Genomic DNA, 25,534 nt, shown 5'->3' with positions numbered 1-25,534 from the left:
CCACTTCTCCCACTGAACGCCGCGTTCGATCGCGAACGCTGCGCTGGAGCACGGAGTTCGACACCGAACGCCGCGTTCGGTGTGTGGCGCCGGAGCGAACGCCGCGTTCGGTGTGGGGCGCCGGAGCGCATAGGGTCAGACACCGATGGCAAACCTGATCTCCCTCGAGCGCGTCTCGCTCGTCTTCGGCACCTCCCACGTCCTCGACGACGTCAGCCTCGGTGTCCTCACCGGTGACCGCATCGGCGTCGTCGGTGTCAACGGCGGCGGCAAGTCGACCCTGCTGCGCGTCATGGCGGGCCTGCAGGAGCCCGACTCCGGCCGGATCACCAAGCAGGGCGGCGCCGACGGCATCCGCATCGGCATGCTGAGCCAGGAGGACGCGCTCGACCCCGAGTGGACGATCCGCGAGGCCGTGCTCGGTGACCTGGCCGAGCACGTCTGGGCCGGCGACCCGCGCATCCGCGACGTCCTGACCGGGCTGCTCGGCGGCATCGGCGCCGAGAACGTCGGCGGTCTCGACAGCCGCGTCGGGCCCAAGTCCGGTGGGGAGCGACGTCGGCTCGCCCTCGCGCGCCTGCTCGTCTCGGACCCCGAGCTGCTGCTGCTCGACGAGCCCACCAACCACCTCGACGTCGAGGGCGTCGCCTGGCTCGCCGACCACCTCGCCACGAAGCGCCCGCGCCCCGGCAACGCCACCGTCGCCATCACCCACGACCGCTGGTTCCTCGACGCCTACGCGACGAACACCTGGGAGGTCGAGAGCGGCAAGGTCAGCGCCTTCGAGGGAGGGTATGCCGCCTACGTCCTCGCGAAGGCCGAGCGCGACCGCCTCGCCGGGGTCGTCGCCGACCGCCGCTCCAACCTCATGCGCAAGGAGCTCGCCTGGCTGCGGCGCGGCGCGCCCGCCCGCACGAGCAAGCCGAAGTTCCGCATCGACGCGGCCAACGCCCTCATCGCCGACGAGCCGGCACCGCGCAACAGCGTGGAGCTCGCGTCGTTCGCAAGCCGACGCCTCGGCAAGGACGTGCTGGACCTCGAGGACGCCACCGTGTCCGTGGGCGAGCCGCCGCACGAGCGCCGCCTGCTCGACCACGTGACCTGGCGCCTCGCCCCGGGCGAGCGCGTCGGCATCGTCGGCGTCAACGGCGCCGGCAAGTCGACCCTCGTGCGTGCCCTGACCGGGGAGATCCCGCTCGACGGAGGCCGGCGCAAGATCGGCAAGACGGTCGCCATCGCCCACCTGACCCAGGAGGTGCGCGAGCTCGAGCGCTTCGAGCAGTGGCGCGTGATCGAGGCCATCGAGGACGTCAAGCAGTGGACGATGCTCGGCGACAAGGAGATCAGCGCGAGCCAGCTTGCCACGCGCCTCGGCTTCCCGGGCGGTCGGCAGCAGTCGCGCGTCGGTGACCTCAGCGGTGGCGAGCGACGACGGCTCCAGCTCACCCGCCTGCTGCTCACCGAGCCCAACGTCCTCATCCTCGACGAGCCGACCAACGACCTCGACATCGAGACCCTGACCTCGCTCGAGGACGTCCTCGACGGCTGGGCCGGCACGCTCGTCGTCGTCTCCCACGACCGCTACCTGCTCGAACGCGTGGCCGACAAGCAGCTCGCCCTGCTCGGTGACGGCAAGGTGCGCGAGCTGCCGGGCGGCGTGGAGGAGTACCTCCGGCTGCGCGCCGCCGACATCGCGGGCCAGGCTGCCCGGGCCTCCTCGGGACCGGGGCAGGCTGCCGGTTCGGCGGCCACGTCGACCCGGCCGGACGGCATGCCTGCGGGTGGGGCGACGGCGGCGAGCCCGGCGGAGGTGCGCGAGGCGCGCAAGGTGATGGCCCGCGTCGAGAAGCAGCTCTCGCGCCTGCAGGACCGTGAGGAGCGCCTGCACGGCGACATGGCCGAGAAGGCCACCGACCCCGCGGCGCTCGCCGACCTCAACGCGAAGCTGCAGGCCGTCGTCACCGAGCGCGAGGAGCTCGAGCTCGAGTGGCTCGAGGCGGCCGAGATCGTCGGCTGACGCCGGACCGCCCGAGGCCGGGAGGTCTTGAAAGTATCTTGATATCAAGATACTTTCGGGGCATGGAGATGTTCCTGCACCACGTCCAGGTGTCCGGCCCCTCCGGCTGTGAGGACGCCATGCGCGGCTTCTACGTCGGTGTGCTCGGCATGACCGAGGTGACCAAGCCGGAGCGGCTGCGGGCCCGCGGCGGTGCCTGGTTCCGGGCCGGCTCGGCCGAGGTCCACGTCGGCATCGAGGACGGCTTCGTCCCGGCCCGCAAGGCCCACCCCGGGATCGCCGTCGCTGACGTCGAGTCGCTGGCGCAGGTGCTCTTGGCGGCCGGCTCGCCCGTCACGTGGGACGACAACATCCCGGGACTGCGCCGCTTCCACACCGCCGACCCCGTCGGCAACCGGTTGGAGTTCAAGCAGGCGCAACGGTGAGCGTGGTCGCACGTCAGGCTGGGGCGCCGCCGCGCGGGGTCTCGCGGGTCTCGCGCGTCTCGAGCGGGGCGAGCATCCGGCGCAGCAGGCCGGCGAGCTGGGCGCGGTCGGCGGCGGACAGCTCCGACAGGAGCGACTTCTCCTGCTCGATGAGGTCGGCCATCGCCGAGTCGACGACGTCACGCCCGGCCGGGGTGAGGCGCACGAGCACGCCCCGCCGGTCGCCCGGGTCGGGGCGCCGCCCGACGAAGCCGCTCCGCTCGAGGCGGTCGACGCGGTTGGTCATCGTGCCCGACGTGACGAGCGTCTGCTGCACGAGCTGGCCCGGCGAGAGCTCGTACGGCTCGCCCGCCCGGCGCAGAGCCGACAGGACGTCGAAGGCCCAGCCGTCGAGCAGGTGCTCGGAGAAGGCCGAGCCGCGCGCCAGGTCGAGCCGGCGTGCCAGCCGCGAGACCCGCGAGAGCACCTCCAGCGGCGAGACGTCGAGGTCGGGGCGCTCCCGGCGCCAGGCCGCGACGATCTCGTCGACGTCGTCGGCGGGCCTGTGGTCGGCGCTCATGACCCAACTGTAGTGGCCATCAAGAGTCTTGACATCGAAAGAAACCGAGGACGCCATGACACGCACGCCCGAGCTGCCCGCTGCCGACGAGGCTGACGAGGCGGCCGCCTCCGCCGGTCCCGCTGCGAGCCCCGGCGCCGGAGCCCGTGCCAGCGATGCGGCGTGGGACCCGCGGCAGTATGCCGTCTTCTCCGGGCACCGCGGCCGTCCCTTCGCCGACCTCGTGGCCCGCATCGACGCGACAGACCCCCGGCTCGTCGTCGACCTGGGCTGCGGGCCCGGTGAGCTGACCCTCGGTCTCGCCGAGCGCTGGCCCGGGGCGCGGGTCATCGGTGTCGACAGCTCGCCCGAGATGCTCGAGCGGGCCCGAGCGCAGGACCCCGCCGGCCGGGTCGAGTGGGTCGAGGCGAGCGCGGAGGACTGGGACCCCACCGAGTGCGGCTCCTCGATCGACGTGCTCGTCACGAACGCCACCCTCCAGTGGGTGCCCGGGCACCTGCGACTCATCCCCTCCTGGGTCGAGAGCCTCGCGCCCGGTGGCACGTTCGCCATGCAGGTCCCCTCGAACTTCGACGCCCCCTCCCACCGACTGATGCGCGAGGTCGCGGCCCGGCACCCGCGCGCGGCCGACCTGCAACCGGGCCTCGACCGGGCCCGCGCCGTCGCCCGTCCGGAGACGTATGCCGCGCTCCTGCTCGACCTCACGCCCGAGGTCGACGTGTGGCAGACGACCTACCAGCACGTGCTCGCCGCCCCGGCGGACGGCCCGCACCCGGTGCTCGAGTGGGTCCGCGGCACGGGTCTGCGCCCGGTGCTCGGCGTGCTCGACCCCCACGAGCGGGAGGGCTTCGTCGCCGACTACGAGCGCGAGCTCGACACGGCATACCCCCGCAGGTCGTTCGGCGTGCTCTTCCCCTTCACGCGCACCTTCGCCGTCGCGCGCACCCCTCGGTGACGAGTCGCCTCAGGGCGGGCTGTCGCCGCGGTGGCGCTCCTGGGCGACGACCTGCTCGAGGTCGGCGAGCCGGTGGCGCTGCTGCAACGGCCGGGCCATCCGGTGGTTGCCCTCGAGGCGTTCGGCGTTGCGGTCGAGGAAGGCCCAGTAGCCGGCGGTGAACGGGCACGCGTCGTCACCGACGCGCTTCTTCGGGTCGTAGCGACAGCCCCCGCAGTAGTCGCTCATCCGGTTGATGTAGGCGCCGCCCGAGACGTAGGGCTTGGTCGCCATCGCCCCGCCGTCGGCGTGCTGGCTCATCCCGACGACGTTGGCCGGCATGACCCAGTCGTAGCCGTCGACGAATCTGGTCTGGAACCACTCGGTCAGGTCATCCGGGTCGTAGCCGCGCTGCGCGGCCCAGTTGCCGAGCACCATGAGGCGCGGGATGTGGTGCACCCAGCCCCGGTCGCGCACGCCGGCCAGCGCGTCCTGCAGGCAGGCGGCGTCGACCTCGTCGGCGTCGAGCCGGTCGAACCACGGCGGCAGCGGCGTGCGGGCCTGCAGGGAGTTGCGCCGCCGGTAGGTGGGTCCGAAGTGCCAGTAGAGGTGCCAGACGTACTCTCGCCAGCCGATGACCTGGCGCACGAAGCCCTCGACCGAGGCGAGCGGCGCGTCGCCGTCGCGGTAGGCCTGCGCGGCCCGGTCGACGACCTCGACGGGGTCGAGCAGCCCGAGGTTGAGCGGCACCGACAGCAGGCTGTGCGCCATCGTCCAGTCGCCCCGCAGCATCGCGTCCTCGTGCGGACCGAAGACGCCGAGCCGGTGCGTCACGAACCGCTCCAGCGCGGCCAGCGCCTCGCGGCGCGTCACGGCGAAGACTCGCGGTCCGTCGGCGCCGACGGGGGAGACCAGGCCCTCGCGGGTCCACCGGTCGAGGTCGTCGCGCACCTCGGCGTCGATGTCGTCCTCGCGCGGACGGTAGGGCGGCGGCACGTCGAGGCGCTCGACGCCCTTGGGTGGGGGCTCGCGGTTGTCCTCGTCGAAGGACCAGCGACCGCCGACGGGCCGCTCGCCCTCGACGAGCAGGTCGAGCCGCTGGCGCTGGAACCGGTAGAAGTCCTCCATGCGGAGCTGGCGCCGGTTGCCCGCCCAGGCGGCGAACTCGCTGCGGGCCAGGCTGTAGCCCGGTGTCGGGTCGACGGACTCGACCATCCCGGTTGCGTGCAGCCGGCGCACGAGGCGGTCGGCGGCATACGACGTCGGCTCGTGCACCCGCACGGGCTCGCCCAGCTCGTGCAACGCCCCGGTGTAGGTGTCGGTGCGCAGGAGCACGGCCGAGTCGCCGAGCTCGGCGGCGCGGTGGCGCAGCGCCGACAGGACGAGGTGCAGCTTCTGGCGGTGGAAGGGGCGACGCGTGAGGGCGCGGCGGCTCTCGACGAGCAGCACGCCGTCGCGGCCCACGTCGAAGTGCGGGCCGAGCTGGTCGGCGAACAGCCAGCGCCTCGTCATGCCCACATCATGGCCACATCATGGCCGACGCCACCGACAGGCCGGTCAGGAGCGCGTCAGGGCGCGGTAAGGGCCGGGTCTGGTTGACGCCAGCAGGGTCCGGTCAGGAAAAAATCTCCGTCAATTTCCGGCATTTCGCCCCATTTCCGAAAACCGTGTCATGAAATGGGTCCAGGCACGTCATACAGATGACGGCACCGCAGGGGTCTCCCGCTTGGTCAGGGGAGGGAGTGACCCCTTCGGGGTCTGTCTTCGGTGGTGCCGTCAGGTTTCGTCCTTCCGCGTGGTTTCGTGGAGGGGATCATTCGGAAGGACGAAACCTGCCCACCCCCTCCGGGACCGACCGTGCCGCGTCCGGTGCGTCCTGATCGTGGTCGTCCGGCGCTCCGACTCGACGCCCGCCCCGCCGCTTGGCAGACTGGCCCGCACCGGGGTCAGTGGAAGGGCGAAGGGTTGTCGGCAGACGCCACCTTGTGGTCGAGCGAGGCATGGGCCTCGGCCCCTGACTCGTACCTGCTCCTGCGCACGCGGGAGGGGTCCGCCGAGGCGTTCGGCGAGCTGTGGCGTCGCCACCTGCCTGCTGCGTATGCCGTCGCCGGACGTCACCGGGGCCGCTCGGCACCCGAGGACATCGTCGCGGAGGCCGCCTCCCGCGTGCTCGGCCTGATCCGTGACGGTCGCGGGCCCGACGAGAACTTCCGCGCCTACTTCCTCTCGGCCGTGCGCACCGTCGCCATCGACCAGGGGCGCCGCGACCTCCGCGTCGTGCCGGCCGAGGCCGACGACCTCGAGGAGCTCGCCGAGCCGCACGAGGACCACCTCGCGTTCATCGCCGCCGACGAGGAGGGGGTCGCGCTCGTGCGCCGGGCCTTCGCGGGCCTTTCGGAACGGGACCAGCGCGTGCTGTGGCACACGACGGTCGAGGGCGCCGCGCCGCGGGCCGTCGCCCCGGCCCTCGGGATGACCGCCAACGCGGTCAGCGTCCGGGCCATGCGCGCCCGGGAGTCGCTCCGTGCGCTCTACCTCGACGCGCGGGCCGAGCGCGGCCTCGTCGGAGCCGACAGCGACGAGTGCCGCTGGACGGTCAGCCACCTCGGCGCCCTCGTGCGCGGCCGGCTGCCCAAGCGACAGACCGAGCGGGCCGAGGCGCACGTGGCCGGCTGCGCGCACGCGGCGGCCATCGCCGACGACCTGCGCCTGCTCCACGACGGGTTCCCGGCGATGCTCGTGCCCCTCGTGCTCGCCGCGGGGCTCGGCACGTCCGGCTTCGTCAGCGTGGTGGCGCTCTTCGGACTGTCGGGGGGAGCAGCGGCGACCTCGAGCCCGCCGTCGACGGCCTCTGGTGCGTCGGGTGCGTCGGGCGCACCGGCGTCGGGTGCCTCCGGTGCCGGCGCGGTGGCGCAGGTCGCGAGCCAGGTAACCGCCCTGGTCGCGGGTCTCGCGGTGACGGCCGGGGTGGCCGGTGCACTGGCGCTGCCGACCTCCTCGCTCGCCGCGCCCTCGGCCGCGCCGGTGCCGTCGGCATCCGTGACCTCGCCCGGGGCGTCGGGCGCGAACCGGTCGAACGCGAACCAGACGAACGGGTCCACGGGCCGGGCCTCGACGCCGGTCCCCACCGCGAGCCCCGGCTCGACGGTCAGCGCCTCGGCCGTGCCGTCGGCGGCCGCGCTCACCGGGACGCCGACGGCGGGTCCGGCTCCCGCGGTCACCGGGTCGGCCCCCGCGGTGACCGGGTCGGCGCCCGCCCGCGACACGACGCCGAGCGGCGTCACTGCCGGCGGCGGCTCTTCGAGCCCCACGCCGCCCACCGGCTCACACCCGGCGCCGGTACCGGCCGGGGGTGTCCCGTCCACGCCACCGACCTCGGCGACCCCCACCCCCACGACGCCCCCGGCTCCGACGCCGACCCCGGCGCCACCGCAGCCGGGTGGGACCGCGCCGACCGTCTCGGCGCGACTCGTGTCCAAGGGGGACCCGGCACGGATCTCCCTGACCGTCCGCAGCCAGTCGGCCGGGTCGTTGACGCTGCGCGTGAGCAACGCGTCGGGATCGGGAGCGCTGACCGTGCGCAACTCCAGCTGGTCGTGCGCGCAGGCGGGGGCCTGGGCGGTGCGCTGCTCAGGCACTCGCGGTCAGGTGCTGCTCGACCAGTCCGGGACGGGCGGCGTCCTGTCACTGGTCGTGCGCCTCACCGACGCCTCCGGCCACAGCTGGACCGAGACCATCCGCCCCACCTGACCACCCTTCCCACCTGACCACTCGAGTGGCCGCTTCGTCCCACCCGTCACGTGAGCGGTCGGGGCCGGTGTGACTGCGGGGCCGCTCGAGGTATGCCGTGGGGTGGGGCGCTCGCTCGACGTCGGGTCAGCGGTGGGGGAGGGTGACGAGCCGCGGGGCGCGATCGAGGCCCGACAGGCCGTTCCACGCCAGGTTGACCAGGTGCGCCGCCACCTGGTCCTTCTTGAACTTGCGCCGGTCGAGCCACCACTGCCCGGTCAGCGCCACCATCCCGACGAGCATCTGCGCGTGGATCGGCGCGGACTTCGGGTCGAGGCCGCGCTGCTTGAACTCGGCCGCGAGCAGGTGCTCGACCTGGACGGCGACGTCGCCGAGCACGCTGGCGAACGACCCCGTCGACTGCCCGGGCGGGGAGTCGCGCACGAGGATGCGGAAGCCCGACGGGTCGTTCTCGATGTAGTCGAGCAGCGCGAGCGTGGCCCGCTCGAGCAGGACGCGGGCGCCCTCCGGCTCCTCCAGGGCTGCGCTGATGCCACCCATGAGGGCTTGGATCTCGCGGTCGACGACGACGGCGTAGAGGCCCTCCTTGCCGCCGAAGTGCTCGTAGACGACGGGCTTGGAGACGTTGGCCTTGGCGGCCACCTCCTCGACCGTCGTGGCCTCGAACCCCTTGTCGGCGAAGAGCTTGCGGCCGACGGCGATGAGCTGTTCGCGGCGCTCCGGGCCCGTCATCCGGGCGCGCGGGCGGGAACGGTCGGCTCGGTCGGCTCGGTCGGCGGTCACCTGCACAGTCTGGTCCATGCCCGCGCGGTCGGCCGCCGCACCGTCCCGCGGCGCCGGGGGCAGCCCTGCTGCGACGGCTCCCCGGGCAGGAGTCGAACCTGCGTCGCTTGTCCTGATTCAAAGTCAGGCGGGCCCTGCCGACAGACCAACCGGGGAAGGTCCCGGCGGGCCGGGACGACCACAGGTTAGTGCAGGGCCGGGTGGTCCCCGCCCCACGGCATACGCAGTCGGTGGCGGCACCGGGTGACGAGGACGGGTGTGAGTGGGGTCACGGCGGGCCCGTGGCCGGCGTGGTGGTCACCCGCCCCGCGAGTAGCATGGCCGAGGCACGCCCCGGTGCCCACGCGGGCCGGGGTCGTCCGCGCCCGAGTGCACCCCGTCCACAAAGGAGCTGCGCCCTGTGAGCGATCTACGGCCGACCGCCGTGATCGTCCTCGCCGCCGGTGAGGGCACACGCATGAAGTCCACGACCCCCAAGGTCCTCCACACGATCGGGGGCCGCAGTCTCGTGGCCCACGCGATCCGGGCGGCCCGGGGCACGAGCCCGCAGCACCTCGCCGTCGTCGTGCGCCACGAGCGCGACCGCGTCGCCGAGCACGTGCACCAGGTCGACCCCGACGTGGTCGTCGCCGACCAGGACGACGTCAAGGGCACCGGCCGGGCGGTCGAGTGCGCCCTCGAGGCCCTCCCGGGCGACCTGTCGGGGACCGTCGTGGTCACCTACGGCGACGTGCCGCTGCTGACGAGCGAGACGCTCGAGGGCCTCGTCGCGGCGCACCACGCGTCGGGCAGCGCCGTCACCGTCATCACGGCCACGCTCGAGGACCCCACCGGCTACGGCCGCGTGCTGCGCGACGCCGAGGGCTCCGTCGTGGCCATCGTGGAGCAGAAGGACGCCGACGAGCAGCAGCGCGCCATCCGCGAGGTCAACAGCGGCCTGTACGCGTTCGACGCGGCGGTCCTGCGCGAGGCGCTCGCCGAGGTGGGCACCGACAACGCCCAGGGCGAGAAGTACCTCACCGACGTCATCGCGATCGCCCGTGACCGCGGACTGGTCGTGCGCGCCCACCTCGTCGCCGACCTGTGGCAGACCGAGGGCGTCAACGACAAGGTGCAGCTGGCCCGGCTCGGGGCCGAGCTCAACCGCCGCACCGTCGAGCAGGCCATGCGCGACGGCGCGATCGTCATCGACCCGGCCACGACGTGGCTCGACGCCGACGTGACCATCGGCCCGGACACCGTCGTGCGCCCGGGCACGCAGATCCTCGGGGCGAGCACCATCGGCCGCGACTGCGTCATCGGCCCCGACACGACCCTGACCGACGTCGAGGTCGGCGACGGCGCCAGCGTCGTGCGCACCCAGGCTGAGCTGGCCGAGATCGGACCCGGCGCCTCCGTCGGGCCGTTCTCCTACCTGCGTCCCGGCACGCGGCTCGGGGCCGAGGGCAAGATCGGCGGCTTCGTCGAGACGAAGAACGCCGACATCGGTGCGGGCGCCAAGGTGCCGCACCTGACCTACTGCGGCGACGCGACCATCGGCGAGGGCGCCAACATCGGCGCCGGCACGATCTTCGCCAACTACGACGGCGTCACCAAGGGCCGCACCAACGTCGGGGCGCACAGCTTCGTCGGCAGCAACTCGGTCATCGTCGCCCCGCGCACCATCGCCGACGGCGCCTACGTCGCCGCGGGCTCGGCGGTCGTCAGCGACGTCGGCCCCGGGCAGCTCGCCGTGACGCGCGCCCAGCAGCGCAACGTCGACGGCTGGGTCGCCCGTCGCCGAGCGGGCACGCGGACCGACGACGCGGCTCGCGCCGCGCAGGCCGCCAGCGGCACCACGGCGAACGACACCACGCAGGGCCAGCCGACCACCGAGACGAAGGACGCCCGACGATGAGCGGCATCAACAAGACGACCGAGAAGCACCTCATGGTCTTCTCGGGCCGGGCGCACCCGCAGCTCGCCCAGGAGGTCGCGGCGGCGCTGGGCACCGAGCTCGTGCCGACGTCGGCCTACGACTTCGCCAACGGCGAGATCTACGTGCGCTACGAGGAGTCGGTGCGCGGCTCGGACGCCTTCGTCATCCAGAGCCACACCGCTCCGATCAACGAGTGGATCATGGAGCAGCTCATCATGATCGACGCGCTGAAGCGCGCCTCGGCCAAGCGCATCACCGTCGTGCTGCCCTTCTACGGCTACGCCCGCCAGGACAAGAAGCACCGCGGCCGCGAGCCGATCTCGGCCCGCCTCATGGCCGACCTGTTCAAGACGGCCGGCGCCAACCGGCTCATGGCGATCGACCTGCACACCGCGCAGATCCAGGGCTTCTTCGACGGCCCCGTCGACCACCTCATGGCGATGCCGATCCTCGCCGACTACGTCGGCAGGAAGTACGGCCACCTCGACCTCGCCGTCGTCTCGCCCGACGCGGGCCGCATCAAGGTCGCCGAGGACTGGAGCTCTCGCCTGGGCGGCGCCCCGCTGGCCTTCATCCACAAGACCCGTGACATCAACCGGCCCAACGAGGTCGTCGCCAACCGCGTGGTCGGCGAGATCAAGGGCCGCACCTGCGTGCTCGTCGACGACATGATCGACACGGCGGGCACCATCACCAAGGCCGCCGACGCCCTCATGGACCAGGGCGCCGCCGGCGTCATCATCGCCGCCACGCACGCGATCCTCTCCGGGCCGGCCGTCGACCGCCTCAAGGCCTGCAAGGTCGAGGAGGTCATCGTCACCAACACCCTCCCGATCCCCGACGACCGCCGCTTCGACAAGCTCGAGGTCCTCTCGATCGCGCCGCTCGTCTCGATGGCGATCCGCGAGGTCTTCGAGGACGGCTCCGTGACGAGCCTCTTCGACGGCAAGGCCTGAACGGCCACCACACGAACGAGGGCGTATGCCGTCAGGACCCTTCCTGACGGCATACGCCCTCGGTGCGTGGTGGGGGGCTCAGACGCGCTCGGAGCGGCGGGCGCGGTAGGCGGCGGTGTGGGCGCGCGCGGCGCAGCCGCCCTCGCAGAACCGGCGCGAGCGGTTGCGCGAGAGGTCGACGACGACGTCGTCGCAGTCGGCCGCCTCGCACACGCGCAGCCGGGCGAGCTCACCGGCACGCACGACGTCGATGACGGCGATGGCCGCCTCGACGGCCATCCGCCGCGCGAGCGGGGCGTCGGCGGGGGTGGCGTGGACGTGCCAGCCGACGTCGTCGTGGTCGACGAGCTGGGGGACGGCGCGGGCCTCGGCCAGCAGCTCGTTGACGAGCGCCACCACACCCGCCTCGTCGTGCTCCCAGAAGTCCCGCAGCCGGGGGCGGAGGGCGCGCACGGCCTCGAGCTCGGCGTCGTCGCCGTCGAAGCGGCCGGTCCACCCCTGCTCCCGGTAGAGGGCGTCCAGCTCGCCGACGGTCGTCAGGCGGTCGGGCGCGTCGTCGCCGGGCACCGAGCCGGGCATCGTGTTGACGAGCGCGGCGGCAGCGGCCAGTGCCAGGTCCGTGTCATGGGTGAAAAGCATGTTGACTCCTGACGTTGGCGGTCGCTACTGTCATGAGTGTAATCAATTTCGGTAATGACATCCGGCTCTCGGTCCCGAGGCAGCCGGCGTCGGGCAGCGAGGGCGGACATGGCGGAGCAGATGCAGGTCGGGACGCCCGCGGCAGCCGTAGCCGACGGGGTCGCAGCACTTGCGGGGGTCCCCGGTCCCTCGCAGGCAGCGCGGCCGGTCCGCCACCCGCTCGTCGGGCTCGGAGTGGCCCTCGTCTCGGCCGCCGCCTTCGCCACGTCGGGGGCCTTCGGCAAGTCCCTGCTCGTCGGCGGCTGGTCACCCGGAGCCGTCGTGACGATGCGCATCACCCTCGCCGCCGTCGTCCTCCTCGTCCCGGCCCTGTGGTCGCTGCGCGGGCGCTGGGCGGCTCTGCGCCGCAACGCCTGGGTGGTCGTCGGCTACGGCCTGACCGGGGTCGCGGGCTGCCAGCTCGCCTACTTCAACGCCGTCACCCACCTGTCGGTCGGGGTGGCCCTGCTGCTCGAGTACCTCGCGCCGGTGCTCATCGTCGGCTGGCTCTGGCTGCGCCACCGGCAGACGCCTCGCCGCCTCACCGTCGCCGGGGTGACGCTGGCCGTGGCGGGCCTGCTGCTCGTCCTCGACGTGCTCGGTGGTGGCGCGAGCGTCAGCCCCGTCGGTGTCCTCTGGGGGCTCGGCGCCGCTGTCTGCCTCGTGCTCTACTTCCTGCTCGCCGACCACGTCGACGACGACGTGCCGCCGCTCGCCCTCGCCGGCGGAGGTCTCGCCGTCGGTGCCCTGTCGCTCGGGCTCGCGGGCCTCGTCGGGCTGCTCGACATGAGCCGGGGTGCGGCGCGGGTGCCGCTCGGGGGCGTCGTCGTCGACTGGTGGGTGCCGGTGCTCGTGATCGCCCTGGTGGCCGCCGCCTTCGCCTATGTCACCGGGATCGCCGCCGTGCGCATGCTCGGGGCCAAGGTGGCCTCGTTCGTCGCGCTGACCGAGGTGCTCTTCGCCGTGCTCTTCGCCTGGCTCGTGCTCGCGGAGCTCCCAACGACCGTGCAGCTGCTCGGCGGGCTGCTCATCGTCGCCGGCCTGGTGGCCGTGCGCGCCGACGAGGCGCGCGGTGCGAGTGCCTCCGGGGAGGACCCGCCGCTCACGCAGCCCTGCGCCCTCCCCTGAGTCGCGCCTAGGCTGCCACCATGAGCCGGCGCATCGGCGTGGCCCCGGCCCTGGCCGCCCTCCTCCTGGCCGGTTGCGTCGCGCCCGGCGTCGGCACAGGGCCGTCGCCCGCGTCGTCGACCTCTTCGTCCGGGCCCACCTCGTCGTCCGGTTCGACCTCGCCCCCCGGGTCGTCGACCCCGTCGCTGACGCTGCCCACGAAGGCTCCGGGCTCGGTCCACCTGACAGCCGCCGGCGACTACGGCGCGGACCCCGTCAGGGCCGCGGGCGTCCTCAGTGCGCTGGGACGCGCCGGCCAGGACGCTCACCTCGCCCTCGGTGACCTCTCCTACGGCGCAGCGGGAGGCGAGCGGGCCTGGTGCGACTTCGTCGCGGCGCGCGTGCGCCCCGGCCTGCCGTTCGAGCTCGTGTCGGGCAACCACGAGAGCGACGGCGAGAACGGCTCGATCGACGCGTTCGCCTCCTGCCTGCCCAACCGGCTGCCCGGTCTCGTCGGGACCTACGGGCGCGAGTACTACGTCGACCTGCCGCAGCGGGCTCCGGTGGTGCGCGTCCTCATGATCTCCCCGGCCCTGACCTTCCCCGACGGTGTCTGGGACTACGCCGCGGGGTCCGAGCACTACGCCTGGACCGAGCGCGCCATCGACGGCGCCCGGGCCGCCAAGATCCCCTGGGTCGTCGTCGGCATGCACAAGCCGTGCCTCTCGCTCGGCCAGTACGCGTGCGACATCGGACCCGACCTGCTCCACCTGCTCGTCTCGAAACGGGTCGACCTCGTGCTGTCGGGGCACGAGCACCTCTACCAGCGCACCGCCCAGCTGGGGGAGGGGGCGCAGTGCACCCGCGTCGCGACCGGGTCCTTCCGAGCCGGCTGCGTGGTCGACCGGAGCGACTCGCCGGCGGCGGGCGCCGGCACCGTCTTCGTCACCGCCGGCACGGGAGGCGCAGTCCTGCGGCCGATCTCGACGACGGACCCCGAGGCCGGCTACTTCGCGTCCACCGCCGGCTCCGGCACCGAGCCGGCCGCCTACGGCTACCTCGACCTGCGCGCGACCACCCACGACCTGCACGTCTCGCTCGTCCGCAGCGCCGACGGCTCGGCCGCCGACGCCTTCGTGCTGACGCGAGGCGCGTCACCGGGCTGACCGCTCGAGGTCGGCGGTCCCGGCCGGCGGCCGCTCCCGGACGGGATTTCGTGCCCGGGGCCGGCGTCGCGTAAGATCGAGCAGTTGCCTCGGCGAGGGACGGTGCACGGCTGCCACGGCAGGGCGTGACGAGGTCCGTGATCGACGCGGTGGCCTGACGTGGAGCTCCATGGTCGGGTTCGCCTCTGCGTGCGGACCACATGACCGACCTGCTCCGTCACTGCCGATCACCGCGCGTCGTCCCGCGTCGAGGCCGACCACCTTGAGACCGCCTCATCCCAGATACCCAGGAGACTCCCGTGTCCGACAACACCAAGCTCGTCGCCGAGAAGCGCACCGACTTCGGCAAGGGCGCTGCCCGCAAGATCCGCCGCGCCGGCAACATCCCCGCCGTCATGTACGGCCACGGCACCGACCCCGTGCACATCTCGCTCCCCGGCCACGACACGATGATGGCCCTCAAGCAGGCCAACGCCCTGCTCACCATCGTCATCGACGGCAAGGAGCAGCTCGCCCTCGCCAAGGACGTCCAGCGCGACGCCATCAAGCCGGTCATCGACCACGTCGACCTCGTCGTCGTCCGCAAGGGCGAGAAGGTCACTGTCGACGTCGCCGTGCACCTCGAGGGCGAGGCCGCTCCCGAGACCGTCGTCACGCTCGACCACAACTCGCTGCAGGTCGAGGCGCCGGCCACGAGCATCCCCGAGAACGTCGTCGTCTCCGTCGAGGGCCTCGAGGCCGGCACGCAGATCCTCGCCGGCGCCGTCGAGCTGCCCGAGGGCGCGACGCTCGTCACCGACGCGGAGGCGCTCGTCGTCAACGTGACGCAGGCCATCTCCGCCGAGGCCCTCGAGGCCGAGCTCGCCGAGGCCGAGGCCGAGGCCGGCATCGAGCGCGAGGAGTCCGACGACGAGGCCGCCGAGGCCGCCGAGGGCGAGAGCGCCGAGGGCGACGAGGCCAAGGCCGAGGGCGACGAGGCCTGAGCCTCCCGCCCACCTCGCGACGCTCGACGCGCCGCGACCTGCACGACCAGCGTCCACGGGTCCCGTCCGAGCTCCGGCTCGGCGGGGCCCGTGCCCGCACCACGGCCTGACCACGGCCCGACCACGGCCTGACCACGGCCACCGACCACCGATCGAGGGACCCGAATGGACACCTGGCTCGTCGTCGGGCTCGGCAACCCCGGACCCGGCTATGCCGGCAACCGGCACAACGTCGGGGCGATGACCGTCGAGGAGCTCGCCGGTCGCGCCGTCGGCGGACGCGCGACGCTCAAGGCGCACAAGGCTGCTCGCGCCAGGGCGGCCGAGGTCCGCCTGCGCGTCGGCGGCCCCCAGGTCGTGCTTGCCGTGCCGTCGCTCTTCATGAACGAGTCGGGCTCGGCCGTCGCCGGGCTCGCCAAGTACTACGACGTGCCGCCCGAGCGGGTCGTCGTGCTCCACGACGAGCTCGACATCGATGCCGGCCTCGTCCGGCTCAAGCAGGGCGGCGGCGAGGGTGGCCACAACGGGCTGCGCTCCGTCTCGCGCTCCATCGGAACCCGTGACTACCTCCGCGTCCGCCTCGGCATCGGGCGCCCGCCCGGCCGCCAGGACCCGGCCGACTTCGTGCTCAGGGACTTCTCCAAGGCCGAGCGCACCGACGTGCTGCCGTTCCTCCTCGACGAGGGCGCCGACGCCGTGGAGGCACTCATCGAGGTCGGACTTCTCGACGCCCAGCAGCGCTTCCACGCGCCACGCTGACGCCCTGCAGACGCCCCGTTGACGCCCCGTCGGCGCCCGGGGACTCCGCGTCCCGGGCTGTCCTCCCTCCGACCTAGACTGGTCGACTGATGCCGCACCCACTCCTGTCTGCCTTCCGGGCGCTGCCCGATGTCCGTCACGTCCTCGACCAGGTCGGACGAGCCCGCCTCGTCGACGTCTCCGCCAGCGACGGCACCCGCCCGTTCCTCGTGGCCGCCCTCGCCCAGCAGGCCGAGGCCTCCGCCGCCGCGTCCGACCCCGCCCCCCTCGTCGTCGTCACCGCGACGACGCGTGAGGCCGAGGACCTCGCCGGCGCGCTCGCGCTGTTCCTGCCCGCGGAGCGCATCGCGGTCTTCCCGTCGTGGGAGACGCTGCCGCACGAGCGGCTCTCGCCCCGCAGCGACACGGTCGGTCGTCGACTCGCCGTGCTGCGACGGGTGGCGCACCCCGACCCGGGCGACCCGGCATACGGCCCCCTCTCGGTGGTCGTGGCACCCGTGCGCGCCATCCTGCAGCCGCTGACCAAGGGCCTCGGCGAGCTCGTGCCCGTCGCGCTGCGTGCCGGCGACGAGCGGCCCCTCGAGGACGTCGTCGACGCGCTCGTCGCCGCCGCCTACACCCGCACCGACCTCGTCGAGCGCCGCGGCGAGTTCGCCGTGCGCGGCGGCATCCTCGACGTCTTCCCGCCGACCGAGGAGCACCCGGTCCGCATCGAGTTCTGGGGCGACACCGTCGAGGAGGTGCGCTGGTTCAAGGTGGCCGACCAGCGCTCCCTCGAGATCGCCGAGCACGGCCTGTGGGCACCGCCGTGCCGCGAGCTGCTGCTCACCGACGACGTGCGCGCCCGGGCCCGGGCGCTGGCCGACCAGCTCCCCGGCGTGTCCGAGATGCTCTCCAAGGTGGCCGAGGGGATCGCGGTCGAGGGCATGGAGTCCCTCGCCCCGGCGCTCGTCGACGGCATGGAGTCGGTCCTCGACGTGCTGCCGCAGCGCTCGATCGTGCTGCTCGCCGACCCCGAGCGGGTCCGCCGCCGCGCCCACGACCTCGTCGCGACCAGCGAGGAGTTCCTCGAGGCCAGCTGGGCCAACGCCGCCGCCGGCAACCACGTGCCCGTCGACCTGCAGTCCCTGCTCGGCAGCGCGTCCTACTGGTCCCTCGCCGACGTGCGCGCCCTCGCCGAGAGCAGCGGGCGCCCCTGGTGGACGCTCACGCCCTTCGTGGCCGACGCGGACCTCGTCATCGAGGACGACGACGTCGACCAGCGCATCGCGGTGCGCACCACCGACCCCGAGGCCTTCCGCGGCGACACCGCCCGCGCCGTCGAGCACCTGCGCGACCGGGTCCGCGACGGCTGGGCCGTCGCCGTCGTCACCGAGGGTCCGGGCCTCGCCAAGCGCGTCTCCGAGGTGCTCGGCGAGCACGAGGTCGCCGTGCGCCCGCTCGACACCTCTCGTGACGACTCGCTCGAGCCCGGCGCCGTCCACGTCACGACCGCCCCGCTCGGGCGCGGCTTCGTCCACGAGGGCTCGCGCGTCGAGGTGCTGACCGAGACCGACCTCACCGGCCAGCCCGGGAGCGGCACGTCCACCAAGGACATGCGTCGTATGCCGTCACGCCGCCGCAACCAGGTCGACCCACTCCAGCTGCGCCCCGGCGACCACGTCGTCCACGAGCAGCACGGCGTGGGCCGCTTCGTCGAGATGATGCAGCGCACCGTGGCCGGCGCGACGCGCGAGTACCTCGTCATCGAGTACGCCCCGAGCAAGCGCGGCCAGCCGGGTGACCGCCTCTTCGTCCCCACCGACCAGCTCGACCAGGTCACCAAGTACGTCGGCGGCGAGGAGCCCACCCTCAACAAGATGGGCGGCTCCGACTGGACCAAGACCAAGTCACGGGCCAAGCGCTACGTCAAGCAGATCGCGGCCGACCTCATCCGGCTCTACAGCGCCCGGCAGGCGACCAAGGGCCACGCCTTCGCCCCCGACACCCCGTGGCAGCGCGAGCTCGAGGACGCCTTCTCCTTCGTCGAGACCCCCGACCAGCTCGTCAGCATCGACGAGGTCAAGGCCGACATGGAGAAGCAGGTCCCGATGGACCGCCTCATCTGCGGTGACGTCGGCTACGGCAAGACCGAGATCGCGGTGCGGGCGGCCTTCAAGGCCATCCAGGACGGCAAGCAGGTGGCCGTCCTCGTCCCGACGACGCTGCTCGTGAGCCAGCACCAGCAGACCTTCTCCGACCGCTACGCCCAGTTCCCGGTCAGGGTGGCGTCGCTGTCGCGCTTCCAGAGCGACAAGGACGCCAAGGAGGTCATGGCCGGCATGGCCGACGGCACCATCGACCTCGTCATCGGCACGCACCGCCTGCTCGCCAAGGACGTGAAGTTCAAGGACCTCGGCCTCGTCATCATCGACGAGGAGCAGCGCTTCGGCGTCGAGCACAAGGAGCTGCTCAAGACGATGCGCACCGCCGTCGACGTGCTGTCGATGTCGGCCACGCCGATCCCGCGCACGCTCGAGATGGCCGTCACCGGCATCCGCGAGATGTCCACTCTCGCAACGCCGCCCGAGGAGCGTCACCCGGTCCTCACCTTCGTCGGCGCCTACGACGAGAAGCAGATCACGGCCGCCGTGCGGCGCGAGCTGCTGCGCGAGGGCCAGGTCTTCTTCGTGCACAACAAGGTGAGCAGCATCGAGAAGGCCGCGGCCCGCCTGCGCGAGCTCGTGCCCGAGGCGCGCATCGCCACGGCCCACGGCCAGATGGGCGAGCACAAGCTCGAGCAGGTCGTCGAGGACTTCTGGGAGAAGCGCTTCGACGTGCTCGTCTGCACGACCATCGTCGAGACCGGCCTCGACATCTCCAACGCCAACACCCTCATCGTCGAGCGCTCCGACGTGCTCGGCCTCAGCCAGCTGCACCAGCTGCGCGGACGAGTGGGCCGCGGGCGCGAGCGGGCCTACGCCTACTTCCTCTACCCGCCGGAGAAGCCGATGACCGAGACGGCGCACGACCGCCTGCGCACCATCGCGAGCAACACCGACCTCGGGTCGGGCATGGCCGTCGCCATGAAGGACCTCGAGATCCGCGGCGCCGGCAACCTGCTCGGCGGCGAGCAGTCCGGCCACATCCAGGGCGTCGGCTTCGACCTCTACGTCCGGCTCATCGGCGAGGCCGTGGCCGACTTCCGCGGCGACGCCGTCGACCTGCCGGCCGAGATCAAGATCGAGCTGCCCGTCGACGCCCACCTGCCGCACGACTACGTGCCGGGGGAGCGGCTGCGCCTCGAGGCCTACAAGAAGCTCGCGACCGTCGAGACCTTCGAGGCCGTCGACGAGATCGAGGCCGAGCTGCGCGACCGCTACGGCGCCCCGCCCAAGCCGGTCGAGAACCTCCTCGAGGTCGCCCGCCTGCGCGTCGTCGCCCGCGCCGCCCGCATCGGCGACATCGGCGTCCAGGGCAAGGTCGTGCGGTTCGGCCCGGTCAAGGAGCTGCGTGAGAGCCAGCAGCTGCGCCTCATGCGCCTCTACCCGGGCACGCTCGTCAAGGAGGCGCTCGGCACGATCCTCGTTCCCGTCCCGATGACGGCGCGGGTCGGTGGCAAGCCGCTGCGCGACGTCGAGGTGCTCACGTGGGCGAGGCAGCTGATCCAGGCCGTCCTGCTCGACGACATCGCCGCCGCGGCGGTCTCTGCGTCGGCCTCGGCGTCCGCATCGTCGGGCGCGGCCAGGTCTGCGGCGGGAGCACCGTAGGATGTCAGACGCATCCGCCAGAGGAGGAATTTCGTGAAGGCTTGGTCTGCTCATCCCGCGAAGCGCGCGGCCGTCGTCGGCGTCGTCGCGCTCGGTGCCGTGTCGCTGCTGGGCGGGTGCGGTTTCGAGACGCGCCAGCAGGCTGCCGCCGTCGTCAACGGCAAGGTCATCCACGAGTCCGACGTCCGTGAGACGTTCGACCAGCTCAAGGCCGCCAAGCTCGACTTCGCCGAGAACATCGTCGTCACGGCGCTCGTCGCGGCGCCGCTGCTCAAGGACGCCGTGGCCTCCTCCGGCAGCTGGAAGCCCGACGAGACCTACGCCTCGGTCATCTCCTCCATCCCCGGCGCCACCGACACGACGAAGGAGTTCGTCGAGGCGGTCGCCCTCATCCAGTCCCAGAAGATGACGCCCGCCGACGTCGCCGCCTACCGCGCCGACCTCAAGAAGGCCGACATCTCCGTCAACCCGAAGTACGGCTCGGTCGTGCCGTCCGACCAGGGCCCGGTCTACTTCACGCTCGGCCAGCAGACCCCCAACTGGGTCAAGCCGGGGGCCAACCCTGCGCCGGCCGCCACGCCGACGCCCGCGCAGTAGTCCTGCCGCCGTCGCCGTCGTGACCGCCCGCGTCGTCCTGCTCGTCACGACCCCCCGCATCGCCCCCGGCCTGCTGACCCGCGAGGCGTGGAGCAGCCTCGAGGGGGCGCATGCCGTGTGGGGCCGACCCGACGAGCCGCAGGTCGCCGCCCTGGTGGAGGCCGGCATCGAGGTGCTGCCCCGCGAGGACGGCCACCCCGCGGATCTCGCGCGTGACCTCGTCACCGCGTCGGCCGTGGGCGACATCGTGTGGGTCGGCTCCTCCGACGGCGACCCCGGGCTCAGCGACGCGGTCGCGGTCGAGGTCAGCCGCCTGCCCGAGCCACCCGACGTGGAGCTGCTCATCGGCTCCTACGACGTGCCGGGCGCCCGGCTGCTCGACGTCGTCGCCGTCATGGACCGGCTCCGCTCGCCCGGCGGCTGCCCGTGGGACGCCGAGCAGACGCACGCCTCCCTCGTGCCCTACCTGCTCGAGGAGGCCCACGAGGCCATCGAGGCCATCGAGAGCGGCGACCCGGCGCACATGCAGGAGGAGCTGGGCGACCTGCTGCTCCAGATCGCCTTCCAGTCCCGCGTCGCGCAGGAGCACCCCACCGAGCCGTTCGGCATCGACGACGTCGCCGGCGGCCTCGTCGACAAGCTCGTCCGTCGCCACCCCCACGTCTTCTCCGACGTCGAGGCAGATACCGCCGACGCCGTCGAGGCCAACTGGGAGTCGATCAAGGCCACGGAGAAGCAGCACCGGACCCACCCGCTCGAAGGCGTGCCGGTCTCCCTCCCGGGTCTGGCCCGCGCCGAGAAGTACGTCTCGCGCCTGCACCGCTCGGGCCGCGACGACCTCGTCGACGAGGCCGTCGCCGCCGGTGACCTCGGCGCGCAGCTGCTCGACCTCGTGCGCCGCGCGCGCGCCGACGGCGTCGACGCCGAAGCGGCCCTCCGTGACACCCTGCGCCGACTCGAGGCCGCCAGCGAGGCGAGCGGGGGAGCGCGCTCCGGCGACTGAGCGCGCCGGACGGCATACGCCATCGGGGCGCCCGGCGCCCCAGGGGGACCGGGTCAGTAGGCCCCGCGCGAGCGGAAGACCGCGTGGATCGTCTTGGCCATGATCGACAGGTCCTGCACGATCGACCAGTTGTCGACGTAGTAGAGGTCGAGCCGGACCGTGTCCTCCCAGGAGAGGTCGCTGCGGCCGGAGACCTGCCACAGGCCGGTCATGCCGGGACGCACGTGCAGGCGGCGCTGGACGTCGGGCACGTAGCGGCGCACCTCCGCGGGCAGCGCCGGACGCGGACCCACGAGGCTCATGTCGCCGTTGACGACGTTGATCAGCTGGGGCAGCTCGTCGATGGAGAAGCGGCGCATGAAGCCGCCGACCGCCGTGATGCGAGGGTCCTTCTGCGCCTTGAAGAGCACCCCGTCGGCGTTCTGGTTCAGGTGCGTGATGCCCGAGAGCCTCGCCTCGGCGTCGACGACCATGCTGCGGAACTTGAGGCACTCGAAGAGCTCGCCGTCGCGGCCCACGCGGGTCTGGCGGAAGAGGACCGGGCCGCCGTCCTGCAGCTTCGTGGCGATCGCGAAGACGAGCATGACGGGGGTGGCGAGCAGCAGCAGGAGCGTGGCCCCGATGAAGTCGAAGGCCCGCTTGAGGCCGCGCGAGGCGCCGAGGCTCTGGGGCTGTTCGACGTGCACGAGCGGCAGGCCACCGACCGGCCGCATCGCCATCCGGCCCGAGCTGATGTCGCTGAGGCTCGGCACGACGGCCATCTGCACGTGGTGGCCCTCGAGGTCCCACGCGATGCGCCGGAAGTCGACCGCCGAGGGGAAGGCCCCCTCGGTGAAGACGACCATGTCGGCCTTCTCGGCGAGGACGGACTCGGCGGTCTGCGAGGTGGTGCCGACGACCGGCACGCCGCGCAGGGTCGACGGGGTCGGCTGCGACGACGGCGTCAGCGCGCCGACGATGCGGTAGCCGAGCCACGACTCGCGCTCGAGCACCGCGGCCACGTCGTCGACGTGGGACGCCGAGCCGGAGATGAGCACCCGGGTCAGCAAGTGCCCGTGGGCGTGCGCCCGGTGCACGAGCCGCCGGGCGTACCAGCGCCACAGCAGCACGATCGGCACGCCGATGGCGAAGATCAGCACGAAGAACCCTCGCGAGAGGTTGAACTTCGTCAGGTAGCTGAGGATGCCGATGGCGCCGGCCGTCAGGCCGGCGGCGCTGAGCACACGGGCGTACTCGATGGTGCCCGCGCCCAGGTGGCTGCTCGTGTACGTGCCGAGCGCCAGGTTGGCGACCATCCACGCAGCCACGATCCACAGCCCCACGGACTGGGCGACCTGGTTGACGTCGTTGGCGACGTCGAACACGTCGAGACTCGTGCGTCCCACGGCCGCCAGGGCGGTCGCTGCAGTGATGAGCACGAGGTCCCCACCTGCGATGCCCAGCTGCAGCAGCCGCTGCCCCCGACCCCTCTCGCTGAGCGGCTGCGTCACGGGACGCGCGCTCACATCCAGAAGAACAACCCCCGACTCACGCATGGGTTGACCCATGTTGATACCCCACCCCCGGCACCCACTGGTGCCCTATTACGACCAGCTCCACCCCCCCCGGATGGCTAGTTGTGAGTATGCCCGGAACCGGTCAGGCTTTGGTAAGGAAGGAGTAAAAAACTTTGGACCGGATGGGGGCCTTTTGTCCCGCTGTCCGGTACGTACCGGTCTGTGCCAGTTGGCTTTCCACGTGCCCGTATGCCGGGTCGCTCCGCCGGGGTGCGCGGCCCACCGGCTACGCTCGTTCCCAGCACCTGTGCTCGGTGTGCTCGCGGGTCGGCATCAACGCGGATCGACCGCCCCGAGCGTGCACGGAGCAGTCACGGGAGCATCCACGAGCGCGTCCCACGGACCCGTTCACACCATGAGCAGCACCAGCACAGGAGAGCCAAGTGGCCAGCATTGAGGAGATTGGCGCCCGCGAGATCCTGGACTCGCGCGGCAACCCCACCGTCGAGGTCGAGATCCGCCTCGACGACGGCACGTTCGCCCGGGCGGCCGTCCCGTCCGGCGCCTCGACCGGAGCCTTCGAGGCCTCCGAGCGTCGGGACGGCGACAAGGGGCGTTACCTCGGCAAGGGTGTCGAGCAGGCCGTCGACGCGGTCATCGAGGAGATCAACCCGCGCCTCGTCGGCTTCGACGCGAGCGAGCAGCGGCTCATCGACGCCGAGATGATGGCGCTCGACGGCTCGGCCAACAAGGAGAACCTCGGCGCCAACGCCATCCTCGGCGTCTCGCTCGCCGTCGCGCACGCCGCGGCCGAGTCGGCCGGGCTCCCGCTCTTCCGCTACGTCGGCGGACCCAACGCCCACGTGCTCCCGGTCCCGATGATGAACATCCTCAACGGTGGGTCGCACGCCGACTCCAACGTCGACATCCAGGAGTTCATGATCGCCCCCGTGGGCGCGCCGACCTTCCGCGAGGCCGTGCGCTGGGGTGCCGAGGTCTACCACGCCCTCAAGAAGGTCCTGAGCGAGCGCGGCCTGGCCACCGGCCTCGGCGACGAGGGCGGCTTCGCCCCGAACCTCGAGTCCAACCGCGCCGCCCTCGACCTCATCCTCGAGGCGATCAAGGCCGCCGACTACGAGCCCGGCCGCGACATCGCCCTCGCGCTCGACGTCGCGGCGTCCGAGTTCTTCGAGGACGGCTCCTACGCCTTCGAGGGCGCAAGCAAGTCGGCCGACGAGATGGTCGCCTACTACGCCGAGCTCGTCGAGGCCTACCCGCTCGTCTCCATCGAGGACCCCCTCAACGAGGAGGACTGGGACGGCTGGAAGTCCATGACCGAGCTGCTCGGCGACAAGGTGCAGATCGTCGGTGACGACCTCTTCGTCACCAACCCCGAGCGCCTCGGCCGCGGCATCTCCACCGGCACCGCCAACGCGCTGCTCGTCAAGGTCAACCAGATCGGCACGCTCACCGAGACGCTCGACGCGGTCACCCTGGCGCAGACCAACGGCTACCGCTGCATGATGAGCCACCGCTCCGGCGAGACCGAGGACGTCACGATCGCCGACCTCGCCGTCGCCACCAACTGCGGCCAGATCAAGACCGGCGCCCCGGCGCGGTCCGAGCGCGTCGCGAAGTACAACCAGCTGCTGCGCATCGAGGAGGAGCTCGACGACGCCGCCGTCTACGCCGGCTCCGGCGCCTTCCCGCGCTTCGACGCGAGCCGCTTCGGCGCCGAGGGCTGACCTCGTGGCCGACCGCACGCCGTCCCGCCCGGGCCGCCCGTCCTCGACGGGCCGCCCGGGTGGCGGCGCGCGGCCGGGTGCCGGCCGCCAGACCCCGCGCCCGGCGTCCGGGTCGGGTTCGGGATCCACGTCGGCGTCGGGGTCCTCGTCGGGCGCCAAGCCGGTCTCGCGGCCGAGCCCGAAGACGGGTTCCAAGCCCGGTCCCAAGCCCGGAGCCAAGCCGGGCAGCAAGCCGGCGCCGCGGGCCGGTTCCGCGTCGAGCGGCCCGGCCGCGGCCTCCTCGGTCTCCGCCGGGCGTCCGTCGTCGGCCCGGACGAGCGGCCGTGCCGGAGCAGGCCGCTCGTCGGCGACCCGTCCGGGGCAGTCTCGCCCCGGCGCCGCCCGCACGAGCCGTCCCGGGGCCGGCAAGGAGCGCCCTGCCCTCGCAGCCCGGCCGCGCACGCCCCAGGCCGCGCCGCCGTCGGCCTCGACGGCATGGGTCCGCGGCGCGATCCTGCTCGGCATCATCGTCATGCTCGCCGTCACCATCGTGCCGACGCTGCGCTCGCTCGTGCAGCAGCGCGGCGACACGGCAGCCATGCAGGAGAAGGTCGCCGACCAGCAGCAGAGCGTGCAGCAGCTCGAGCGGCAGGCCGCCCTGTGGAAGGACCCCGCCTACATCGAGGTCCAGGCCCGCGAGCGGCTGAAGTTCGTCCGCGTCGGCGACCGTGCCTACACCGTCATCGACCCCGCCGCCGACCGCGCGAGCACCCCGGCGACGCCGCGCCCCGTCGTGGCCGCACCCCTGGCCAACGCCGCGTCGCCCTGGTACGGCAAGGTGTGGCAGTCGGTCCAGATCGCCGACCGACCCACGGCCGGGGTCACGCGCACCAAGTGACCACGGTCCGTCCCGCCAGACCGAGAAGTGAG

Annotated in this window: 20 protein-coding genes and 1 tRNA gene; 15 read left to right on the top strand and 6 right to left on the bottom strand. The window is 72.8% G+C overall.

Annotated elements, in window-relative coordinates; genetic code table 11:
• Positions 1-145: 145 nt before the first annotated feature.
• Together ABD297_RS04165 and ABD297_RS04160 are read left to right on the top strand one after the other, a co-directional pair.
• Positions 146-2,017 (top strand): ABC-F family ATP-binding cassette domain-containing protein, encoded by a 1,872-nt coding sequence (locus tag ABD297_RS04165; RefSeq protein WP_344253271.1) that lies wholly within the window; start codon positions 146-148, stop codon positions 2,015-2,017.
• Between the two features lie 62 nt (positions 2,018-2,079).
• Positions 2,080-2,442, top strand: a complete 363-nt coding sequence (locus tag ABD297_RS04160; protein WP_344253269.1) for a VOC family protein — start codon at positions 2,080-2,082, stop codon at positions 2,440-2,442.
• Between the two features lie 13 nt (positions 2,443-2,455).
• On the opposite strand, the gene ABD297_RS04155 is transcribed toward ABD297_RS04160, so the two are convergent.
• Positions 2,456-3,001, bottom strand: coding sequence for a MarR family winged helix-turn-helix transcriptional regulator (locus ABD297_RS04155; protein WP_344253267.1), 546 nt, complete (start codon positions 2,999-3,001; stop codon positions 2,456-2,458).
• Positions 3,002-3,056: 55 nt separating this feature from the next.
• Between ABD297_RS04155 and ABD297_RS04150 the strand changes: the two genes are divergently transcribed.
• Positions 3,057-3,956: a methyltransferase domain-containing protein gene (locus ABD297_RS04150; protein ID WP_344253265.1), complete on the top strand. Its 900-nt coding sequence runs from the start codon at positions 3,057-3,059 to the stop codon at positions 3,954-3,956.
• Between the two features lie 9 nt (positions 3,957-3,965).
• On the opposite strand, the gene ABD297_RS04145 is transcribed toward ABD297_RS04150, so the two are convergent.
• On the bottom strand, positions 3,966-5,447 hold the full coding sequence (locus ABD297_RS04145; RefSeq protein ID WP_344253263.1) for a cryptochrome/photolyase family protein: 1,482 nt from the start codon (positions 5,445-5,447) through the stop codon (positions 3,966-3,968).
• Between the two features lie 453 nt (positions 5,448-5,900).
• Between ABD297_RS04145 and ABD297_RS04140 the strand changes: the two genes are divergently transcribed.
• Entirely contained in the window at positions 5,901-7,685 is a 1,785-nt protein-coding gene (locus tag ABD297_RS04140; RefSeq protein ID WP_344253261.1) for a sigma-70 family RNA polymerase sigma factor, read from the top strand.
• A gap of 126 nt (positions 7,686-7,811) precedes the next feature.
• Here ABD297_RS04140 and ABD297_RS04135 read toward each other — a convergent pair whose 3' ends face one another.
• Positions 7,812-8,417, bottom strand: a complete 606-nt coding sequence (locus tag ABD297_RS04135; protein WP_344253623.1) for a TetR/AcrR family transcriptional regulator — start codon at positions 8,415-8,417, stop codon at positions 7,812-7,814.
• Positions 8,418-8,545: 128 nt separating this feature from the next.
• Positions 8,546-8,624: transfer RNA gene (locus ABD297_RS04130), tRNA-Gln, on the bottom strand.
• Positions 8,625-8,868: 244 nt separating this feature from the next.
• Here ABD297_RS04130 and glmU point away from each other — a divergent pair.
• Together glmU and ABD297_RS04120 are read left to right on the top strand one after the other, a co-directional pair.
• A complete protein-coding gene (glmU, locus tag ABD297_RS04125; protein ID WP_344253259.1) occupies positions 8,869-10,365 on the top strand; it encodes a bifunctional UDP-N-acetylglucosamine diphosphorylase/glucosamine-1-phosphate N-acetyltransferase GlmU in 1,497 nt (498 codons plus the stop codon).
• Positions 10,362-11,342 carry a ribose-phosphate diphosphokinase gene (locus tag ABD297_RS04120; RefSeq protein WP_344253257.1) on the top strand — a complete coding sequence of 327 codons (981 nt, stop codon included), beginning with the start codon at positions 10,362-10,364 and terminating at the stop codon, positions 11,340-11,342. The genes glmU and ABD297_RS04120 overlap by 4 nt, the downstream gene beginning before the upstream one ends.
• Positions 11,343-11,420: 78 nt before the next feature.
• On the opposite strand, the gene ABD297_RS04115 is transcribed toward ABD297_RS04120, so the two are convergent.
• Complete coding sequence (locus ABD297_RS04115) at positions 11,421-11,981, bottom strand: CGNR zinc finger domain-containing protein (RefSeq protein ID WP_344253255.1); 561 nt, start codon at positions 11,979-11,981, stop codon at positions 11,421-11,423.
• Positions 11,982-12,089: 108 nt separating this feature from the next.
• Here ABD297_RS04115 and ABD297_RS04110 point away from each other — a divergent pair, with 108 nt between their 5' ends.
• From ABD297_RS04110 to ABD297_RS04080, 7 genes are all read left to right on the top strand, one after another.
• The gene (locus ABD297_RS04110; RefSeq protein ID WP_344253253.1) at positions 12,090-13,148 is read left to right on the top strand and encodes an EamA family transporter; all 1,059 of its coding nucleotides are present in this window, start codon (positions 12,090-12,092) and stop codon (positions 13,146-13,148) included.
• 20 nt (positions 13,149-13,168) lie between these two features.
• Positions 13,169-14,293, top strand: coding sequence for a metallophosphoesterase (locus ABD297_RS04105; RefSeq protein WP_344253250.1), 1,125 nt, complete (start codon positions 13,169-13,171; stop codon positions 14,291-14,293).
• 299 nt (positions 14,294-14,592) lie between these two features.
• Positions 14,593-15,276: a 50S ribosomal protein L25/general stress protein Ctc gene (locus ABD297_RS04100; protein ID WP_344253248.1), complete on the top strand. Its 684-nt coding sequence runs from the start codon at positions 14,593-14,595 to the stop codon at positions 15,274-15,276.
• Between the two features lie 165 nt (positions 15,277-15,441).
• On the top strand, positions 15,442-16,035 hold the full coding sequence (gene pth / locus ABD297_RS04095; RefSeq protein ID WP_344253245.1) for an aminoacyl-tRNA hydrolase: 594 nt from the start codon (positions 15,442-15,444) through the stop codon (positions 16,033-16,035).
• 89 nt (positions 16,036-16,124) lie between these two features.
• A complete protein-coding gene (gene mfd, locus ABD297_RS04090; protein WP_344253243.1) occupies positions 16,125-19,784 on the top strand; it encodes a transcription-repair coupling factor in 3,660 nt (1,219 codons plus the stop codon).
• A 33-nt stretch (positions 19,785-19,817) separates the two neighbouring features.
• Positions 19,818-20,381 (top strand): hypothetical protein, encoded by a 564-nt coding sequence (locus ABD297_RS04085; protein ID WP_344253241.1) that lies wholly within the window; start codon positions 19,818-19,820, stop codon positions 20,379-20,381.
• Between the two features lie 19 nt (positions 20,382-20,400).
• Positions 20,401-21,384, top strand: coding sequence for a nucleoside triphosphate pyrophosphohydrolase (locus ABD297_RS04080; RefSeq protein WP_344253239.1), 984 nt, complete (start codon positions 20,401-20,403; stop codon positions 21,382-21,384).
• 53 nt (positions 21,385-21,437) lie between these two features.
• On the opposite strand, the gene ABD297_RS04075 is transcribed toward ABD297_RS04080, so the two are convergent.
• Positions 21,438-22,889 (bottom strand): sugar transferase, encoded by a 1,452-nt coding sequence (locus tag ABD297_RS04075; protein WP_344253237.1) that lies wholly within the window; start codon positions 22,887-22,889, stop codon positions 21,438-21,440.
• Positions 22,890-23,323: 434 nt separating this feature from the next.
• Here ABD297_RS04075 and eno point away from each other — a divergent pair, with 434 nt between their 5' ends.
• Positions 23,324-24,625: a phosphopyruvate hydratase gene (gene eno, locus ABD297_RS04070; protein ID WP_344253235.1), complete on the top strand. Its 1,302-nt coding sequence runs from the start codon at positions 23,324-23,326 to the stop codon at positions 24,623-24,625.
• Positions 24,626-24,629: 4 nt separating this feature from the next.
• Entirely contained in the window at positions 24,630-25,502 is an 873-nt protein-coding gene (locus ABD297_RS04065) for an FtsB family cell division protein (protein WP_344253234.1), read from the top strand.
• Positions 25,503-25,534 lie beyond the last annotated feature (32 nt).

The sequence above is a fragment of the Terrabacter carboxydivorans genome, assembly GCF_039532035.1.
In the GTDB taxonomy this organism is placed as follows: domain Bacteria; phylum Actinomycetota; class Actinomycetes; order Actinomycetales; family Dermatophilaceae; genus Terrabacter; species Terrabacter carboxydivorans.
The sequence above is the reverse complement of the archived record's forward strand: the minus strand, read 5'-3'. Positions and strand labels throughout refer to the sequence as shown.

Bases quoted from the DNA above. Each gene is read 5' to 3' on its own strand.
- ABD297_RS04110 (WP_344253253.1), top strand. From the start codon at position 12,090: ATGGCGGAGCAGATGCAGGTCGGGACGCCCGCGGCAGCCGTAGCCGAC.
- mfd (WP_344253243.1), top strand. From the start codon at position 16,125: ATGCCGCACCCACTCCTGTCTGCCTTCCGGGCGCTGCCCGATGTCCGT.
- ABD297_RS04120 (WP_344253257.1), top strand. From the start codon at position 10,362: ATGAGCGGCATCAACAAGACGACCGAGAAGCACCTCATGGTCTTCTCG.
- ABD297_RS04150 (WP_344253265.1), top strand. From the start codon at position 3,057: ATGACACGCACGCCCGAGCTGCCCGCTGCCGACGAGGCTGACGAGGCG.
- ABD297_RS04160 (WP_344253269.1), top strand. From the start codon at position 2,080: ATGGAGATGTTCCTGCACCACGTCCAGGTGTCCGGCCCCTCCGGCTGT.
- ABD297_RS04115 (WP_344253255.1), bottom strand. From the start codon at position 11,981: ATGCTTTTCACCCATGACACGGACCTGGCACTGGCCGCTGCCGCCGCG.
- ABD297_RS04145 (WP_344253263.1), bottom strand. From the start codon at position 5,447: ATGACGAGGCGCTGGCTGTTCGCCGACCAGCTCGGCCCGCACTTCGAC.
- ABD297_RS04155 (WP_344253267.1), bottom strand. From the start codon at position 3,001: ATGAGCGCCGACCACAGGCCCGCCGACGACGTCGACGAGATCGTCGCG.
- ABD297_RS04165 (WP_344253271.1), top strand. From the start codon at position 146: ATGGCAAACCTGATCTCCCTCGAGCGCGTCTCGCTCGTCTTCGGCACC.
- ABD297_RS04105 (WP_344253250.1), top strand. From the start codon at position 13,169: ATGAGCCGGCGCATCGGCGTGGCCCCGGCCCTGGCCGCCCTCCTCCTG.
- pth (WP_344253245.1), top strand. From the start codon at position 15,442: ATGGACACCTGGCTCGTCGTCGGGCTCGGCAACCCCGGACCCGGCTAT.
- ABD297_RS04135 (WP_344253623.1), bottom strand. From the start codon at position 8,417: ATGACGGGCCCGGAGCGCCGCGAACAGCTCATCGCCGTCGGCCGCAAG.